Annotated in this window: 9 protein-coding genes; 7 read left to right on the forward strand and 2 right to left on the reverse strand. The window is 50.8% G+C overall.

Annotated features, from left to right (window positions below; all coding sequences use genetic code 11):
- Positions 1-163 precede the first annotated feature (163 nt).
- Positions 164-3,541 (forward strand): ATP-binding protein, encoded by a 3,378-nt coding sequence (locus ACXAFQ_RS15010; protein WP_474824031.1) that lies wholly within the window; start codon positions 164-166, stop codon positions 3,539-3,541.
- Here ACXAFQ_RS15010 and ACXAFQ_RS15015 read toward each other — a convergent pair.
- Positions 3,492-4,799 carry a DUF5690 family protein gene (locus ACXAFQ_RS15015; RefSeq protein WP_474824034.1) on the reverse strand — a complete coding sequence of 436 codons (1,308 nt, stop codon included), beginning with the start codon at positions 4,797-4,799 and terminating at the stop codon, positions 3,492-3,494. The genes ACXAFQ_RS15010 and ACXAFQ_RS15015 overlap by 50 nt on opposite strands.
- Before the next feature lie 57 nt (positions 4,800-4,856).
- Positions 4,857-5,615, reverse strand: a complete 759-nt coding sequence (locus ACXAFQ_RS15020; protein ID WP_474824036.1) for a DeoR/GlpR family DNA-binding transcription regulator — start codon at positions 5,613-5,615, stop codon at positions 4,857-4,859.
- 205 nt (positions 5,616-5,820) lie between these two features.
- Between ACXAFQ_RS15020 and ACXAFQ_RS15025 the strand changes: the two genes are divergently transcribed.
- The 6 genes from ACXAFQ_RS15025 (at position 5,821) to ACXAFQ_RS15050 (ending at position 18,919) form a co-directional block, all read left to right on the forward strand.
- Positions 5,821-8,160, forward strand: a complete 2,340-nt coding sequence (locus ACXAFQ_RS15025) for a TonB-dependent receptor (RefSeq protein WP_474824038.1) — start codon at positions 5,821-5,823, stop codon at positions 8,158-8,160.
- Between the two features lie 90 nt (positions 8,161-8,250).
- Complete coding sequence (locus ACXAFQ_RS15030) at positions 8,251-10,290, forward strand: phosphocholine-specific phospholipase C (protein WP_474824040.1); 2,040 nt, start codon at positions 8,251-8,253, stop codon at positions 10,288-10,290.
- Between the two features lie 37 nt (positions 10,291-10,327).
- Positions 10,328-10,999 (forward strand): HAD family hydrolase, encoded by a 672-nt coding sequence (locus ACXAFQ_RS15035; protein WP_474824042.1) that lies wholly within the window; start codon positions 10,328-10,330, stop codon positions 10,997-10,999.
- Positions 11,000-11,196: 197 nt separating this feature from the next.
- Positions 11,197-13,818, forward strand: coding sequence for a TonB-dependent receptor plug domain-containing protein (locus ACXAFQ_RS15040; RefSeq protein WP_474824044.1), 2,622 nt, complete (start codon positions 11,197-11,199; stop codon positions 13,816-13,818).
- Positions 13,819-13,887: 69 nt separating this feature from the next.
- Positions 13,888-17,226, forward strand: coding sequence for a glycosyl hydrolase (locus ACXAFQ_RS15045; protein WP_474824046.1), 3,339 nt, complete (start codon positions 13,888-13,890; stop codon positions 17,224-17,226).
- Between the two features lie 73 nt (positions 17,227-17,299).
- Complete coding sequence (locus ACXAFQ_RS15050) at positions 17,300-18,919, forward strand: alpha-N-arabinofuranosidase (RefSeq protein ID WP_474824048.1); 1,620 nt, start codon at positions 17,300-17,302, stop codon at positions 18,917-18,919.
- Positions 18,920-18,964 lie beyond the last annotated feature (45 nt).

Consider the following 18,964-nt stretch of genomic DNA (forward strand, 5'->3'; position numbering starts at 1 on the left):
GACTTCAAAGAAAAGAATGAGTTAAATTACGTAGTTGATACTCGCGTTATTCCCATACTGTAAATGCCAAACTACGAGTATGATTTCGTACAACGCTTCGCTGACGATTTCTGCGCGGCGCCAGAATGTTTTTTTATCGCCATAAACCGGGCCAGAAACCTTTATGCAGCCTACTCCGAAAATAACTACCGGCCGCCGGATCTACAATAAACTCGTGGTCAACGAGATGATGGAAGACTTCGCCCTGCGATTCACTGCCATCCGTGCCCGAAAATGGTCTTACTCGCGAATAGCTAACACCGCACTAGGCATTGTGTCGTTCATGGTGCTCGAAGCAATTGGCGGGGCCATAACTTTAAACTATGGCTTCACAAACGCCGCCTGGGCAATACTTGCGCTTATCTTTGTCATTTTTATTAGCGGCACGCCCATCAGTTATTACGCGGCAAAATACGGTGTCGATATAGACCTACTGAGCCGGGGAGCCGGGTTTGGTTACATCGGATCTACCATAGCCTCGTTAATCTACGCCTCATTCACGTTTATCTTTTTCGCTCTTGAAGCCGCCATTATGAGTATGGCGCTGGAGTTACTTTTTGGTCTGCCGCTGTATCTAAGTTACGCCCTTAGTGCGCTGGTAGTGATGCCGCTGGTGACCCACGGTATTACCTATATCAGCCGCTTTCAGGTGTGGACTCAGCCCATCTGGATAGTGCTACAACTGATCCCCCTGCTGTATGTGTTTAACCATCCTGACTCCAGTTTGCGGGAATGGGTGAACTTCACCGGCGATGCCGAAGTGTCGCCCGGCACCTTCAATATTTTTATGTTTGGTGCGGCCTCTGCCGTGCTGTTATCGCTGGTAGCGCAAATTGGCGAACAGGTTGATGTGCTGCGCTTCCTGCCGCCAAAACCGAAAAATGAAGGTGCACACAAATGGTGGTTTGCGCTGATCATGGCCGGCCCGGGCTGGATAATTTTTGGTGCTGGAAAACTGTTTCTAGGTTCGTTTCTGGCCTACCTGGCGCTGAAACAAGGCGTCACCCGAGATTTAGCATCAGATCCTGCCCACATGTATCAGGTGGCGTTTGGGTACATTTTTAACAACACCACTGCCAGCGTGGTCATCGCCACGGCTTTTGTGATCATCTCACAGCTCAAAATTAACGTGGCGAATGCCTACGCCGGTTCGCTAGCGTGGTCGAACTTTTTCAGCCGCGTTACCCACAATCACCCCGGCCGGGTGGTGTGGATGATCTTCAACATTCTGATTGCCCTGCTTCTCATGGAGCTTGGGATTTACCAAACCATCAAAGAAATGCTGCAGATTTACTCCGTACTCGTGCTGTCATGGCTGAGTTCGGTGGCGGCCGATTTGTTGATTAATAAGCCGTTGGGATTTAGCCCTCCCATCGTCGAGTTCAAACGCTCCAAGCTATACGATATCAACCCTGTAGGGACTTTCTCGATGTTCTTCGCCTCGCTGGTAGGCTTCGGTGCGCACTTCGGCTTATTAGGTGAATATGGTGTGGCGATGGGGTCGTTTATCGCCTTCTTTCTGCCCTTTATTACCGTTCCACTTATCGGCTATATGACACGGGGCAAGTATTATCTGGTGCCCAACCAAACCCATGCGCATCTTGAGGGCGACCAACAAGCTTGCTGCATTTGCGAACACACTTTCGACCGTGAAGACATGAGCTTTTGCCCGGCGTATCAACAACCCATTTGTTCGCTGTGCTGTAGCCTGGATGTGCGCTGTAATGACCAATGCCGTCCAGGGGCCACTTTATCGGCACAGGCGCTAGCTTACTTCCGTAATCGCTTTAGTCCGAAAACTATCGAATTGCTTACGTCGCCCATTGCGCTGAGTTTGGCTCTTACACTTGTACTCAGCGTGATATCAGCCGCCATTCTTTCACTGATTTACTGGCAAATTCCGCCAGAATCCATTCAGCTTCGAGAGATATTACGCGAGACACTATTCAAGGTGTTTTTCTTTCTGCTCATTATTATTGGTGTGGTGAGCTGGTTGTTTACGCTGGCCAAAATCAGTAATAGCTCTGCGTTGAAAGAGCTCCGTTCTCAAACCATGGCATTGGCTACCGAAGTGGCAGCCCACGAAAAAACGTCCATGGCTTATCAAATTGCCAAAGAGGAAGCGGAATCGGCCAACAAAGCGAAGAGTCGTTATCTTGCCGGGCTTAGCCATGAATTACGCACCCCGTTGAATGTACTGCTTGGCTATTCACAATTGCTGTTCAAAGACGACCAGCTCCCTACCCGCATTCAGGGCCCGCTAAACACCATGCGTCGCAACTGCGAGCACCTGGGAGATCTCATTGAAGGCGTGCTGGAAGTCTCGAAAATCGAAGCCGGACGCTTATCGGTGCACAAAGAAGACATTCAGCTTCACAGCTTTCTTGAACAGATGGTGAATATGTTTGAACAGCAGGCGTCGTCGAAGGGCCTCGAGTTTAACTGTAGCTTTACCAAAAATCTGCCGGCACTGGTTTCCGGAGACAAACAACGCCTGCGACAAATTCTGATCAACCTCATCTCCAACGCGATTAAGTTCACCGGTCAGGGCAGCGTAAATTTCACGGTGACGTACCGCAACGAAGTGGCCCATTTTACGGTTGAAGACACGGGTACGGGTATTGCGAAGAAAGATCTTGAGACCATTTTCCATCCCTTCGAGCGGGTAGCCGGTACCGAAACGACCGTTGCCGGAACCGGTCTTGGCCTTACCATTTCCCGTGCTCTGGCTGAACTCATGGGGGGTGAAATTAGCGTGACCAGCGAACCGGAAAAAGGCAGTAAGTTCCGGCTGAGCTTAATGCTGCCACGTCTTACCGATGAAAACCGGGCAGTCATTCTGGAAGAGAAGAAAATCTACGGCTACGAAGGTGAACGCAAAACCATCATCACCATCGACGATGAGGCCGGTCAGCGGGATTTACTGGCCGATATTCTCACGCCCCTTGGCTTCGATGTGATTAAAGCGGAGTCGGCTAAACACGGTATTGTGCGGGTAATGCAGGGCGAAGCCGATTTGTTGCTACTCGATCTTAAAATGCCTGAAATCAGCGGTTGGGAAGTAGCACGATTGATTCGCCAAGCGCAGAACAAAATTCCTATTATTATTATCTCTGCAAATGTGCGGGAACTGGATGCCGACGATAACGCCCAGCACTTCCACAACGACTACCTGACCAAACCGTTCCTCATTCCGGATCTTCTGGATAAAGTAGGTCATTGGCTGGGTATTCAGTGGGTTTACGAACAAAAACCGGAACTACCGCAAGAAGCTGAAGCGCCAGAATCGACACTACCACCGGCAGGTAAAAACCAGTATGTGTCGCTGCGTTCCATGGCAGAGATTGGCTACCTGTCTGGCTTTAATTCAAAGCTGGACGCCATCAATGAAACCCATACTATTCCGGCCATAGAAGCCAAAGCGCTACGGCAGTTAGCCTCAAAAATACAGTTTAAGAAAGTCGTGGAAATTCTTGATGGGCTGATTGCAGCGAGTGAATAAACCGGCGGCGGAAGTAAAGTGCTGCCGCCAACATCAATACCATGCCTGATACCGATACAAAATAGGCACTGTCGATGAGAAAGCGGGTCCAACTGATATCACCGTCGAAGCCGCTTTTAAACAGCAGAATTGCAACGCCACCGGCGTAACCCGTGGCGTCGGCAACATAAATCAGAAAACCTGCGTTTGCCCGCACATTCATCAGGCTCACCAACCTTTCAAAGATAATGCAGTTAAAAGGCACGTACGCCAGATAAATGCTGATGGTCAGACATATCATCCAGCTCAGGCCGGAAATGATGTGTAGCTGGTACAGCAACGCGCTTAAACCCATACCAGCAAAGCCGCCCACCACCATGAGATGATTCACCATTAGCGCGCGAAAGTGCTGTTTAATCCACATCACGCAGCCAATGAGGGCCAGCACGACGAGAGAAGCATACAGCGAGGACATGACGAAAATGCCCGGCGCATCGCCATAGCCTAGATGTTGCCAGATTTCAGCCGCAAAATTATCGCTGAAATCACGAATGGCAGACAACAACATGTAGGCAATAATCAGACAGGACAAACCAATAAAATACTGATTCAACAACGCAAGGCGATCGTGGCGAGACATAGGCTTCCGGGCACGACGCGTGGCAATATCCATCGCAGAGGGTGGCGGTGTTTTGGCGAGCCAACGCACCGACAAAAACAGTGGCAAAGTGAACAACGCGCCAGTGACGGCGGGCATCCAGTACTCACTGACGCCGAGATCCAGCATCAAAAATAAACCAACAGATTTGACGACACCAGAAGACACAATAAAGCTGACGGACAGAATGGCAGCAAGCACTTCCGTGGTGCGCCGTCCTTCCAGATAACTGAACACCAACCCCCAAATCATGCCTAATGGCAAACCATTTAAGAACAGGGCCAGCAACTTACTTTCGCCGGGTAGTAAGGCAAAGGCAATCAGTGCGACTTCCGATGTCATCACCAGCAACAAGATGGCTTTTGCCCGGTTTGCTGCGGTCATCTGGGCAATAACCCGAATGCCGATAAATTTCGACAGCGCGTAACCCAATACCTGAGCGATGATCAGGGCACTTTTGAAATCCAGCCCGAATACCCCATCGGCCTGCTCGTAACTTGCCACCGCAAAGGGTTTGCGAAAAGCATACATGCAGAAATAGGTAGAGAAAGCGGCGATGGCAGCGCTAAGTACAAACAACCATTGCTCGCGTGCCGGGAAAGTGACTTTGGGTTCAGGCATTGCCCGCGATTCAAAAGAAAAGTGATGCGCTCAGTCTAGCAATGAAATATGAACAATTTATTGAGGCGCACACACCACGTCTACCCCTGCAGCTTGCAGCGCACTGGCTAGCGCAGTAGACGGTTGCAGCTCGCAAACAACGCCGTCTATCTCGCCTAACGCAGCAAATTGCACAGTGCCTGGGGCTTCAAATTTCGATGAGTCAGTCACCACCACTTTTTTGCGGGCCAGCGGCAGTAGTGCCCGTTTAAAATCAGCCTCGTCATGACTGAAATCCAGCCAGCCCCCGTCTGCACTTACACCACCAGCAGAGAGAAACAGAATATCAGGCACATAACGACTCGCCTGGGAAATGGCTTCAACGCCGAAGGCGGCCCGGTAATCCATATCCACCACACCGCCCACAATCACCAATTTGCAATCTGGTCTGCCAGCAAGCTCTGCCGCCACTTCCAATGAATTGGTGATCACAGTGAGGCTTTTCTGGCTGGTAAGTGCCTTCGCCAGCCAGTAACTGGTCGTGCCGCTGTCGATGAATACCGTCATGCCGTCTTGTACCTGCTCGGCAGCTTTCAGGCCTATGCGCTTTTTCACTTCTGCGCTGCGATTTACCCGTTGCCAGTAAGGCGGCTCAAGCTGGGTAGCGGGCAAGCGCACGCCACCGTGGATCTTTTCCACTCGTCCCGCAGACTCCAATTGTTTGATGTCTCGGCGGATGGTTTCTTCCGAAACGGCAAACTGTTTGGAAAGCTCTGATACCGACATAGAACGGTGTAATTCCACCAATTCCAGCATTGCCGTTCGCCTGTCTGTCATGAATAACACTCCGGGAAAATGATGGCGCAAGTATATCTGCTTCGCGTTTTGGCTCAAGCACAAAACCACACAAATCCACAAAATGTCACACCAATTCACACAAACTGTCATATTTCAGTCCTAGTCTGACTGCCGTCACAGCGTCGGGTAGCGCCTTTCCGACCGAAAAAGAAATCACACAGAAAACCACACACAAGGAATCGAAATGAAAAAGCTTAGCTGCTTTGCCCTTTCACCACTCATGCTTGCCATGGCTAGCGCCACGGTTGTTGCACAGGAAGCTGAAACAGAAAAACAAAAACAGCAGACTGAAGAGATTGTCGTCATTGGTCAGAAGCAAACGTTTGCCTCAAATACCGTTTCTATGGATATGATTTCCCGTCGTCCGGCCAATGCCTCGGTAAATACCGTGGTGCAGGAGCTGCCGGGTGTAATCGTGCAGGAGGCCGATACCTTTGGTTCTTCTGACTGGATGACCAACATCCGCATGCGCGGTTTTAACACCAATAATGGTCAGATTGGTACCACCCTCGACGGCATGCCAAACGGCGGTTCAGGCTACGGCGGCGGCAGTAAGGCGAACAAATTCATCGACGTGTTCGATCTGGAAACCGTTGAAGTGAGTCAGGGTACGGCAGACATCAGCTCGCGCTCGAACGAAGCACTGGGCGGTACGCTGAACTTTATCACTACCGACCCGATGATGGATGAGAACATCAGCGTGTATTACATGGCCGGTGATCAGGATGCCAGTAAATACCGCTTCCGTTACGACTCTGGCGAAATAGCCCAGGATACGTACTTCTTCATCAGCGGCTCTTCGTCTGAAAACAAAGACGTATGGGATAATGCCGCGACAACCGAAAAAGACTATCTCACCGGTAAGCTCATCACCGCTTACAACGGCTACAACATTACCGCGTTCGCCACGTTCAACGATTCCAACGAAAATGAGTACGAGTATATTTCGCTGGAACAATACGCCGAGAACCCGCGTCACGATGCGCTGCACGCCAACTGGACGGGTTTGCCAAGCCTCGATGAAAATAACCGTAACGGCTGGCGCGCCCTGCGTGACAACAAATTCTACAGCCTGAAACTGGACAAAGATTTTGGCGATTTCGCGTTTAACACCTCGGCTTACTTCCATCGCATGGATGGTCGTGGCGACTGGATCCCGCCTTATGTCACTGACGTAGACGGCGACGGCACACTGGATGCAGAATTGTCTGGCGACACCTTGTACGGCGATTACAACGGCGACGATATCTACTTCGTAAATGCCGGTACTACCACGCCGGGTTCAGTAATGAGCAGCTGTACTGGCCGCTTTGGTCTGAGCGCCGCGCAGGACCCGGAATGTTATGTAGGCAACGTGGAGCCGGTAAGCTCTTACCGCACGTCTAACTACTCAAACCGTCGCTATGGCCTGACCGGTGATGCCTCTTACGATTTCACCACCGGCGATGTGGCGCACACCCTGCGCGCCGGTTTCTGGTATGAAAATTACGATGCCGATGTGACTCGTCAATGGCACCTGATCAATAACCCGCAAACCAGCGTGGAATTCAGCAGTACGCCATACTGGGTACAGTACAAAACCGAAGCCAATACGAAAGAGTTGATGTACTACGTGCAGGAAAATCTGGAAGTCGGTCCGTTAGCGGCCAGCATTGGTGTGAAGCAGTTCCAGGTAGACACCACCGTAGACCATTTCTACAACGACGACCGCACGGCAGAACTGGATAACACTTCTGATCCGCTGCTGTATGTCGGTGCAACTTACACTACGCCGGTAGATGGCCTGGAAGTGTTCGCCGGCTACTCCGAAAACTACAAGTCTATTACCCCTGGAATCATCGATTCTGGCCTGTCGAACAACGAGCTTGGCACCATCGATCCTGAAACCTCCGACAACATCGAAGTGGGTTTCCGTTTTAACAATCGTGATTTCAAAGCGGCGGTAACGTTCTACGACATCAAGTTTGAAAACCGTATCGTTCAGCTCGATACCAACGTACTGGAAGGCATCGACTATAAGGAAGAGGTCGACGGCTCATACATCAACGCCGGTGGTCAGAAGAGCCGCGGTGTGGAAGTACTGGCGTCTTATCAGTTGACCAGTGCCCTGCGTGTATCCGGTTCTTATACCTTCGATGATTCTGAATATCTGGGTACTGGTGATGCCGGTCTGGATGCCAATTCAGGTATCGTAGCGGGTAACCAGGTTTACGGTGGACCAGAAACCTTCTACTCACTGGCAGTGGATTACATGGGTGAAGCCATGAGCTCAGGTTTGTCGTTGCGTCACATTGGCGACCGTTACATCAACTTTGAAAACAGCGCTTCTGCGCCGGCTTACGAAGTGGTTGATGCCTACATTGGTGCCGATTTCACCGACGTTGCACCGCAGCTTAAAGAAGTGCACGTTCGCCTGAACGTAAACAACCTGCTCGACCGTGAATACATCATTGGTGTGGGCACTAACAGCGTTTACCCGGGCTCGCCGCGTACCGTTACCCTGACAGTTGGTGCAGACTTTTAATTAGTCAGCCCTTAATCTGTCATAATGCAAGACTAACATTCCCCCGCCCTTTTCGGGGGAATATTCTTTTAACGAATTCAAGGTGATTGTATGGCCGATATTAACCGTCGTCAGTTTCTGGCCGCTTCCGGGGCAACCGGACTGTTCGCAGCCTTCCCATCTATTGCCCGCGCCGTTTCTATTCCCGCCAATGTGAAATCCGGCAGTATTAAAGATGTGGAGCATGTTGTTATTCTGATGCAGGAGAACCGGTCGTTCGATCACTACTTTGGTACCCTCTCTGGCGTACGTGGGTTCTCCGATCCCTACCCGGCGCCAGCGAAAGCAACGGAAAAACAACAGAACAGGGATGTTTTTCTTCAGCAAAATACCACCAAAGAAGGGCCGGAATGGGTGCACCCGTTTCCGCTGAATACCCGCCAGAATTTCGCCCACATGCGGGTTGAAGGCACACCGCACTCCTGGCCTGATGCACAGGACGCCTGGGATCACGGTCGCATGAGCCACTGGCCAGATGCCAAATACCTACACGCCATGGGCTACTTTAACCGGGACGACATGCCCTTTCAGTTTGCCCTTGCCGAAGCCTTTACGCTTTGCGATGCCTATTATTGTTCATCGCAAACCGGCACCAATACTAACCGTCTTTTTTTATGGTCGGGCACCAACGACGGCAATGCCACACACGGTGGTCCGGCGATTGGTAATTCCCACGACAATCTGCCGGAAAACGGCGGTTATGCTGAAGCGTACTCCTGGACAACCTACGTTGAGCGTTTGCAGAAAGCCGGTATCGACTGGACCATCTACCAGGACATGGCGGATAACTTTACCGACAATCCACTGGTGGGCTTCAAAGCCTTCCAGGATTCCTACGCTGGCACACCAGACAGTGACCCCGAATTAGCCAAACGGGCGCTCACCACCCGCGCGCTGGATAAACTTCGCGACGATGCCGCAAAGGGCAGTTTGCCTCAGGTTTCTTACATCATCGCCACGGCGGAAGGCTCGGAACATCCCGGTCCGTCAAGTCCGGCGCAGGGTGCAGCGTACATTGCTGATGTATTAGATGCGCTCACCGCGAATCCTGATGTGTGGTCGAAAACCGCCCTGTTTATCATGTTCGATGAAAACGACGGCTTCTTTGATCACATGCCGCCGCCCGCGCCGCCATCAAAAAGCACAAACGGCGAGTTTGCTGGTCATTCACAGATTGCCACAAACGGCGAATACCACCAGCATGTCTCCGAAGCAGATAAAAGCCTGGAGCGACCCGATCTGATGGGGAATCCTTATGGTCTTGGCCCGCGGGTGCCGGCTTATGTTATTTCACCCTGGAGCCGCGGTGGCTTTGTGAGTTCAGAAGTCATGGACCACACTTCGGTGATCCGTTTTCTGGAGCAACGCTTCGGCGTAATGGAACCCAATATCACACCGTGGCGTCGGGCTGTCTGCGGCGATTTTGTCAGTGCCTTTGATTTTCAAACGCCAAATAAAGGCAGTTTACCGGTATTCCCCGATCCGCGTGAAGATGCCCGGCTGGCAGGAGTACTCCCAGAGCGCACCGTGCCGGTGATACCCGGTGATATGACCATGCCACAACAGGAAAAAGGACGTCGGCCTCAGCGGCCAAACCTTTACGATATCAATGTAGAGTTGGAAACGACTGAAGGCGCGCTTACGCTGTGTTTCATTAATCGTGGCAGTCGCGCTGCTGTTTTCCACGTTTACGACCGCATGGCTCTTGATGAGATCCCCCGGCGTTTCACCATTGATACGACCGGTAAGCACAACTCGTCCTGGCAAGCCCATGAGAAAAACGGCTCATCGCAATTTGATTTGCAGATAATGGGGCCGGAAGGCTTTCATCGTCGGGTTAGCATAGACAAAACGCAACTTAACCAGCTTGAAAAGATAACCCTTACCGCCAATACGGAAGGTTGCTTTATCACCGCTTATGCAAAAGGCTATGCGCTGTCGCTGAATAACGCGAAACTTGCAAAGCAACCGCTGCCGGTGGGCGTAAAAGTGCCGGTACCGGTTGATGAAAATGGCCGGTATGATTTAACCCTTTCGCTGCCAGGTAGCGCCACCAGCTTTGTACAATACGCCGGTCGTTTACCGTCTTAAGGCATTGTTCAGTAGTATTTATCAACATGGAAACCCAATGTCGCAACCAGCTCTGGCCGTCTTCGATTTAGACGGCACCCTCATTGATGCAGACTGCGCCCAGGACTGGCTGACCTTTCTGAAGCAGAAGAACTGGCCGGGCGCCTGCTACGCTGAAACACGCTGTGCAGCCATAATGGAAAGCTATACCAGTGGGCAAATGGATATGCAGGCTTATATGGCCGAATGGGTTCAGCCCATTGTGGATAAGCCAGTTGGCGACATAGAGGCGTTGGCCGAAGAGTTTGCGTTTCAAACGGTAAACGCACATATCTTCATTGAAGGCATTGCCCATGTAAAAGCGTGCCTGCAGCGGGGTGACATCGTAATGCTTATTTCCGCCAGCCCTTCGTTGGTGGTGCGCCCCATTGCTCGGCTGTTAGGCATTAAGCACGCCATTGGCATTGATGTAGCCATTGAAAATGGCCAGTTCACCTCGCAGGCTTTTCAGCCTTTCAGCTTTGGTGCAGGCAAACTTTTGTGTTTAGAACAATGGCTTCAGGAACATCAATTAACCGGCTTGCCGCTCTCCACAATGTACAGCGATTCCCGCAACGATTTACCGCTGCTTAACCACGCCCAAAAGGCCATGGTGGTGAATGCCGACCCTTTTGTGACTGAGATAGCCAGACGTGAAAATTGGGAAATTTTGTCCTGGAGAACAGCCTAAATAATACTTTTTCACCTTATTTACATTCACTCATTCTAATTTTAGCCAGCCTGCAACCCTTTCCAGTTCTGCGCACCCGCGCTTCCATAGTCTCAGCCAATACATTATTAAAAATATAGTATTTTACTTTTGTATACGCATTGTTAAATCTTGTTAACAAATTAAGCACCTGTCGGTTAACACTGAGAGATAAAACAATGCACAAAACCATGCCACTACACAAACTTTCCCTGGCTGTAATAGCAGGATTAAGCGTTTCATTAAGCGCCTCTGCCATTGCTCAGGACACACAAACAGAAGACGAGGAAGACGTTGAAGTCATCGCCGTTACCGGTACGTTGATTGAAGGCGTTAACCCTGTTGGTTCCAATGTCATCGGGTTGAACGAAGAGAAAATCATTGAGCAGGGTGTAACTTCTGCCACCGATTTGCTTCGTCGCATTCCACAAATGGCCGACTTCAACGCCGTGCCGGAAAACACCCTCACAGCATCCATTCCTTTTGAGCCACCACAAATTCGCGGTATTGGCGGCTTAAGTGGTATGGCAACGCTGGTTATGCTGAACGGTAACCGTTTAGTGCCAGTGGGCCCGATGAACTGGGTTGATTCGTCGATGATTCCGGCAAGTTTGCTGGAACGTGTAGAAGTGATTCCTGACGGTGGTTCGTCTATCTATGGTTCTGATGCCGTTGCCGGTGTCATTAACTTCATTCCTAAAAAGGATATGGAAGGCGGCGAAATCAGCGCTCAGTATGGCATGGGCCATGGCGATTACGATCGCATCGATATTTCTGGCGGCTTTGGTACCAGCTGGGATAAAGGCACCTTAGTGACGGCTTTCTCGTACGGCGACCGTTCACCGATGTACGGTAAAGATCAGGACTTCATTAAAGAAGATCTCACCGATGTTGGCGGCGCCGACTATCGCTCAACATCTTGTACACCGGGCAACATCCTGCTGGACAATACTTTGTACGGCATGCCGGGTGTTGATGCATCGTCGCCGAACTACTGTTCTACCTACGACGATCAGTCTTACTATCCGGAAGAAGAGCGTTATTCGCTGTTTGCTAACCTGACTCAGGAATTGTCTGACCGCCTGAGTTTAGATGTGCTGGCGTACTATTCTCGCCGTGAAGCAACCGATTACGACCCTTCCGATATTCGTGCTTCTGCAACGATTACCTCTGACAACCCCTATTTTGTGGCTGTAGGTGATGAAACCTCTAACACCGTTTCATTCTCGTATGCGGATGTATGGGGCAGCGCTGGCGCGAACCCGTCCATGTATGAGCAATGGCAAATCACGCCAACCCTGACTTATCAGCTAACTGATACCTGGAAGTTAAAAGGTACCGTGAACTACGGTAAGAGTACGTCTTACTATCACGACTTCTCTATTAACGCGAATGCGCAACTAGCTGCGCTTTCTGCCAGCACCACAGAAACGGCACTAAACCCTTATGATGTGTCGCAAACCAGTGCCTCAGTGCTGGCAGGCATCAATAACTGGCTGGACGATACCAGTACCGATCAGGATTTAACGGAATTCAAAGTCATCGCCAATGGTGATTTGTTCGAAATTGCCGGTGGCATGATGCGAGCAGCTGTTGGGTCTGAGTACCGTGAAGAATCGTTTTATCAGAAAGTCACGGCTGGTGAAGTAGGTAACCCGTCGACCTCTTCAACACGCGACATAGACCGCAATGTAAAATCGGTTTTCGGTGAAATTTATATCCCGATTATCGGTGATAGCAACATGATGCCGGGTATCCAGCATCTGGACGTGTCGATCTCCGGCCGTTACGACAAGTATAACGATGTAGGCTCAAGTTCAAACCCGAAAATTGCGGTGACCTGGAACCCAACAGAAGACGTTACCGTTCGCGGTACCTGGGGCACATCATTCCACGCGCCGGCACTGGCTGACTTAGCGGCACCGCTGCAGTATGAACTGTTCCTGCCAATCAGTCCGCTGCGTTCATCAGACAGTCCATTCTTCCCGGATTTCTTTAAACCGTCATTCACTTTGGGCGGTGCGTCAGAAGGCATTAAGCCTGAAACTGCAGAAACCATGTCGTTAGGGACCGACTGGTACGTGACTGACTCCACGAAGGTGTCACTGACATATTGGAGCATTGCTTACGAAGACCGTCTCGATCAAAACGCAGGTTTCTACTTCGGCCCGGCGTATTACGATGCGGCAGTGAATGAAGACTACTACATTGTGAACCCGTCATCGGTGGAAGAAATCATCGCGAAATTCGGCGACTTCCCTACTCAGGGTTATGACAGCCTGCAAACAATGGTCGACATTTACGGCTTACCTTATGTGGTAAGCGACCAGCGTAAATCGAACATGGGCGCTTACGAAGTTGATGGTCTGGACTACTCAGTGCAATGGTTTGGCGATATCGACTTAGGCGAGCTGGACTTCTCGTTAAGCGGTACCTACATCATGAACCGTGACAAAGAGAACGTAAAAGGCGCGGGCTTTAACGACACGCTGGCGCTAGGTGACTTCAACGAAGCCATTTCAGCCTTCAACAGTGTGGCCACGCTGGGCTTACGTCGTGACGACTGGTACTTCTCCGGTACGGTTTACTACCGTGGCAGTGCTGATGTGGCAGAGGAACATATCGATTCCTACACCACCTTGTCGCTGTTCGCCAGTTACGACTTCAGCATGGATACGCAGGTGACGTTCAACATTGATAACGTAACGGACGAAGATCCTCCGTTCCGCAACATCGATGAGGGTGTGGCTTATAAGAGCATGGGCCGCTTCTTATCCGTTGGCTTCAGAACCCGTTTTTAATTAATCTTCCTACGCTGAGGGCTGCCACGAAAGTGCCAGCCCTCATTATCATTTTTAAGGGGCAAGTTTATGACCAAACCCGTAAAACCGTTTCTATTCACATTATCCAAAGTGGCGCTGGGCCTTTCTCTGCTTTCATTTTACAGCGCTGCAAGCACCCTCGAAGACGACTTCCTCACCCCGCCTCAATCTGCCAAACCTTTAGTGTGGTGGCACTGGATGAGCGGGAATATTACGCAAGAGGGTATCCGCAAAGATTTAGACTGGATGAACCGTGTGGGCATTGGCGGCGTGCAGAACTTTGATGCCCAGTTAATGACACCGAAGATTGTTGATACCACACTGGAATACATGACACCGGCCTGGAAAGACACCTTTGAATATGCGCTGGGCGAAGCGAATAAACACAATTTTGAATTCGGTATCGCCGCGTCGCCGGGCTGGAGTGAAACTGGTGGCCCCTGGGTGAAGCCGGAACAAGGCATGAAAAAGCTGGCGTGGAGCGAAATTACCATCGACGCTAGACAGAAAAAAGCCGTTCGGGTACCGCAACCGCCCACCAATACCGGCGTTTTTCAGGATTTTTATGGTTCGGACGAAATCTTTGCTGATCCGGCCCATGGTCACAAAACTTTGCCGGTACATTACGAAGACATCGCCGTGCTGGCGGTACCGGTACACGACCAACGCATTCAGCCAGTTTCGGTAAGCACCAACAATGATGATAAGCTGGATTTAGCGGTATTAAGTGACAGTTCTTTCAGCGCATCCACAAACAGTACGTCACACCCGGATACCCCGCTGGAAATCACCTTCGATTTCGGTGAAAGCAAAACCGTCAGCAGTTTATCTTTTGCCATGCCACCACCGGGCATGTTTATCCCGGCGGCCTTTTTACCCACCCTGCAAGCCAGTGTTGATGGTAAAAACTTTGAAAATGTCACCACCATTCCGGTAGGTTCAACCACTCAAACCACCATCAGTTTTCCTGCGGTTAACGCGCAGTATATGCGAATTGTGATGACCGCAAACCCGAACGGTAAGTTTGCGTTACCGTCTTCTGCCGCGCCGGGCGCTGCGCCACCGCCGGGCTTTCAGTTACCTACCGGTGAGAAGAAACAAGAGCCGGTAAACCTGCTGGAAGTGGCCTTTTACCCGCAGGCAAAAGTGCATCGCTTCGAAGATAAAGCCGGTTTCGGCATTGTTGAAGACTACTATCCACTGTCGTATCAACACGATGAACAAGGCATCGCCCAAGACGCCGTTATTGATATTACCGACAAGCTCAACGCAGATGGCTCACTGAACTGGCACCCCGAAAAAGGGCAATGGAAAATTATCCGCCTGGGTTACAGCTTAACAGGCAAAGAAAACCATCCGGCGACAGTGGCAGCCACCGGGCTGGAAGTCGATAAATACGATGCAGACGCTGTTAATGCATACATCGACCACTATCTCAACATATACAAAGACGCCAGCGGCGAGTACGCCTTAGGTGAAGGCGTAAAAGCGTTACTCAACGACAGTATTGAAGTGGGCGCATCGAACTGGACGCCGAACATGTTTGCGGAATTCAAGCGGCGTCGAGGTTACGACTTAACGCCCTGGTTACCGGCCCTGGTTGGCGTGATCATTGGTGATGCGGTACAAACCGATAAATTTCTCTACGACTACCGCTTAACCTTAGGCGAAATGCTGGCAGACAACCACTACGCCGTGATCAGCAAGCGGGTAAAAAAAGCTGGCCTGAAACACTACTCCGAAGCGCTAGAGAATGGTCGTCCGACTCTGGGTGACGGCATGCGTATTCGCAGTAATGCCGATGTGCCCATGGCCGCCATGTGGGCCTTCGATACCGAAAATCAGGTTGGGCCGCAGCCGCAGTATTGGGCAGATATCCGCGAAGCGGCATCTGTGGCGCACATCTACGGGCAAAACTTGGTAGCGGCAGAATCGCTGACGTCGGCGTCTTCGCCCTGGGCCTTCTCGCCTCGGGATTTGCAGCCCATGATCGACATGGAGTTTGCGCTGGGAGTTAATCGCCCCATCATTCATACATCGGTTCACCAGCCCAACGACGAAGGCCCCGGCCTGAGTTTATTTGTGTTTGGACAGTACTTTAACCGTCTGGAAACCTGGGCAGAATATGCCAAACCCTGGGTAACCTACATCAGCCGTAACGCTTACATGCTGCAGCAGGGTCACTTTAAAGCGGATGTGGCTTACTTTTACGGTGAAGACACGCCGCCTACCGCGCTTTACAACGACAAGCCCTCAGAAGATGTGCCGCTGGAAAATGCGTATGACTATGTGAACAACGACATCATTACTGAGCTGCTCGAAAACTGCGGCAAGGATTTATGCACAGATTCCGGCCAGCGCTATGCCGTGTTGTATCTTGGCGGTACCTCGCAATACATGACGTTACCGGTGCTTGAGCGGATTGCTGAACTGGTGACGAACGGTGCAACGGTGATTGGCAAGCAGCCTCTTGCCAGCCCGTCGCTGGCAGACGATGCCGCCCGATTTACCTATCTTGCCAATAAGCTGTGGAGCGGCAAAACCGGTAAAGGCCGTGTTATCAACGCCGACAACGTAGAGAGCGGTATTAAAGAAGCCGGTGTCACACCGGATTTCCGCTATGCTGGAAAGCATAACGATACCACCCTGTACTTCGTTCACCGTCAGACAGACAGCGAAGAGATTTATTACTACACCAACCGTAAAAACCGTGAAGAACCGGTCACCTTGTCGTTCAATGTGTCGGGCAAGAAGCCATATCACTACAACGCGGTTACCGGTGCCGTGACTGCCTTAAACAGCAAAGTAAAAGACGGGATCACCGTGATTGAAAAGACCCTGGCACCTTACGAATCGGGTTATGTGGTATTCGGTGATTCACCGGCAAAAGTGAGTAAGGTTGCTTCCACGTTCAGCAAATCAAAAACGCTGAAAGACCAATGGCAGGTAACCTTCCAGCAAGACCGTGGCGCGCCAGCCAAAGCGACCTTATCAGCCGGTAACTGGGCAGAGTCGGACGATACCGGTATCCGTTATTTCTCCGGCACCGCCAGCTACACCCAATCTTTCAACATCGATAAGACGATGCAAGGCAAACCTGTGCAGCTGCATATTGAAGATGTGCGGGATGTGGTGGAAGTGGTCGTGAACGGAAAAGTGGTGAACACACTGTGGAAGCCACCGTTCGAAGCCGACGTATCGGACTACCTGAAAGCCGGTGAGAATACGGTAACGCTGAATATCACAAACCTGTGGGTGAACCGCCTAATCGGTGACGCGCAGCCGGATGTGAAGCAGAAGTATACCTTCACCACCCTGCCCGCCTATGTGCCGGACGCACCGCTTCGACCTTCTGGTCTGTTGGGCGATGTGTCGCTGAAGTGGTAAGAAAACCGGGCAATCTGTTACCGCAGATTGCCTTTTTTCCTTATAAACCTATCTTTTATCCAAAGGTCGCTCCATGGAAAAATTTACAGCGTTATCCTTCGTCAGCGTATTACTTGCACTGCCACCATGCTTTTTCCCGGTCACAGCGGCAGAACAGGTGCAAATAGCGGTTAATCAGCCCGGTCCGGTGGTAAATAAAGATATATTCGGCCAATTTGTCGAACACATCGGTGAAGGTGTATATGGCGGCCTCTGGGTAGGTAAAGACTCTGATATACCGAACACAAACGGATTACGAAATGATGTCATCAGCGCATTAAAACAGTTACATGTGCCGGTGGTGAGATGGCCAGGCGGCTGCTTTGCCGATCAGTATCACTGGCGGGAAGGCATTGGCCCGCAGACAACCCGTGTCTCCCGTAGTAATGCGTGGGGTAATGTGATTGAGCCGAACCAGTTCGGTTCAGACGAGTTTATGGAACTGGCTGAGCAGATTGGCAGTGAAGCTTATCTCACGGTTAATGTGGGGTCCGGCACGGTAAAAGAAGCCGCTGACTGGCTTGAGTATCTCACGTCTTATAATGCTACCTCGCTGGCTTCATTGCGGGCTGAGAACGGGCACCCCGAACCTTACCGGGTTAAATACATCGGTTTTGGCAATGAAGCATGGGGTTGTGGCGGCGCGATGTCTGCTAGCGAGTACTTTGCTAAACTGAAACCTTTCAGTGTATTTGCTTTGAATCACAATCCGCAGCAGCGTTTTTCGGGAATTGATTTGTTATTTGATCACGGTGCCAGCAATCCCGACGCCATGGTAAGAGTAGCTGCCGGTCCAAATGACGACGATACTGCCTTTACTGAAAGCCTGATGAAAAGTTGGGCATCGGCACCCGGCTACCTTCCCATATTCGATGCCATGTCTATTCATCATTACACCATGTCCAGAGGGCCGATGTCAGACTCGTCCGTTAACTTTGGTCAGGCGGAGTATGTACGCTTTGTTTCTATGGCGATGGAGATGGAAGATGTACTGAATCAACACATTGCCGTTATGGACAAATATGATCCGGAGAAACGTGTGGCACTTGTTGTTGATGAATGGGGCAACTGGCTGAAACCCGACATCAGCGAAAACCCGATGTTTTTGAAGCAGCAAAACAGTCTTAGGGATGCCATTACAGCCGGGCTCACCCTGAATACCTTCATGCGTCATGCAGACAGGGTAAAAATGGCCAACATTGCGCAAATGGTTAACGTTATTCAGAGCATGATCCTGACGAAAGGCGATGAGATGGTGCTTACCCCCACTTATCATCTTTATAAGATGTATGTTCCATTCCAGGACAGCACATTACTGCCTTCAACTTTCCAAGCGGAAACAATAACGGTAAACAATGAAACATTGCCGCAGTTCGATGTTGTTACCGTAAAAAACAACGACGGTCAGCTTTGGATGGCGTTGATCAACATTGATCCGGTAAACTCTGTTGAAATTGAACCTCTTGCAGAAGCGGAGAGTTATAGAGAGGCGACTGGTTCAGTGTTAACAGCGCCGCAAGTGAACGCCGTTAACAATTTTGACGAGCCGAATACCGTGGTGGCCAAGCCGGTTGCTTTCAAACGTAAGCAAAACGGCAGGATGTTAATTACCTTGCCGCCTAAATCCGTTACTGTTGTGATGCTGGACGAATAATATTTACATCATTCGAATGTAGAAAGAGTTGCATGCCGCATGCAA

The organism is Alteromonas sp. ABH2_165 (genome assembly GCF_056159945.1).

Bases quoted from the DNA above. Each gene is read 5' to 3' on its own strand.
- ACXAFQ_RS15045 (WP_474824046.1), top strand. From the start codon at position 13,888: ATGACCAAACCCGTAAAACCGTTTCTATTCACATTATCCAAAGTGGCG.
- ACXAFQ_RS15025 (WP_474824038.1), top strand. From the start codon at position 5,821: ATGAAAAAGCTTAGCTGCTTTGCCCTTTCACCACTCATGCTTGCCATG.
- ACXAFQ_RS15030 (WP_474824040.1), top strand. From the start codon at position 8,251: ATGGCCGATATTAACCGTCGTCAGTTTCTGGCCGCTTCCGGGGCAACC.
- ACXAFQ_RS15050 (WP_474824048.1), top strand. From the start codon at position 17,300: ATGGAAAAATTTACAGCGTTATCCTTCGTCAGCGTATTACTTGCACTG.
- ACXAFQ_RS15040 (WP_474824044.1), top strand. From the start codon at position 11,197: ATGCACAAAACCATGCCACTACACAAACTTTCCCTGGCTGTAATAGCA.
- ACXAFQ_RS15010 (WP_474824031.1), top strand. From the start codon at position 164: ATGCAGCCTACTCCGAAAATAACTACCGGCCGCCGGATCTACAATAAA.
- ACXAFQ_RS15020 (WP_474824036.1), bottom strand. From the start codon at position 5,615: ATGACAGACAGGCGAACGGCAATGCTGGAATTGGTGGAATTACACCGT.
- ACXAFQ_RS15035 (WP_474824042.1), top strand. From the start codon at position 10,328: ATGTCGCAACCAGCTCTGGCCGTCTTCGATTTAGACGGCACCCTCATT.
- ACXAFQ_RS15015 (WP_474824034.1), bottom strand. From the start codon at position 4,799: ATGCCTGAACCCAAAGTCACTTTCCCGGCACGCGAGCAATGGTTGTTT.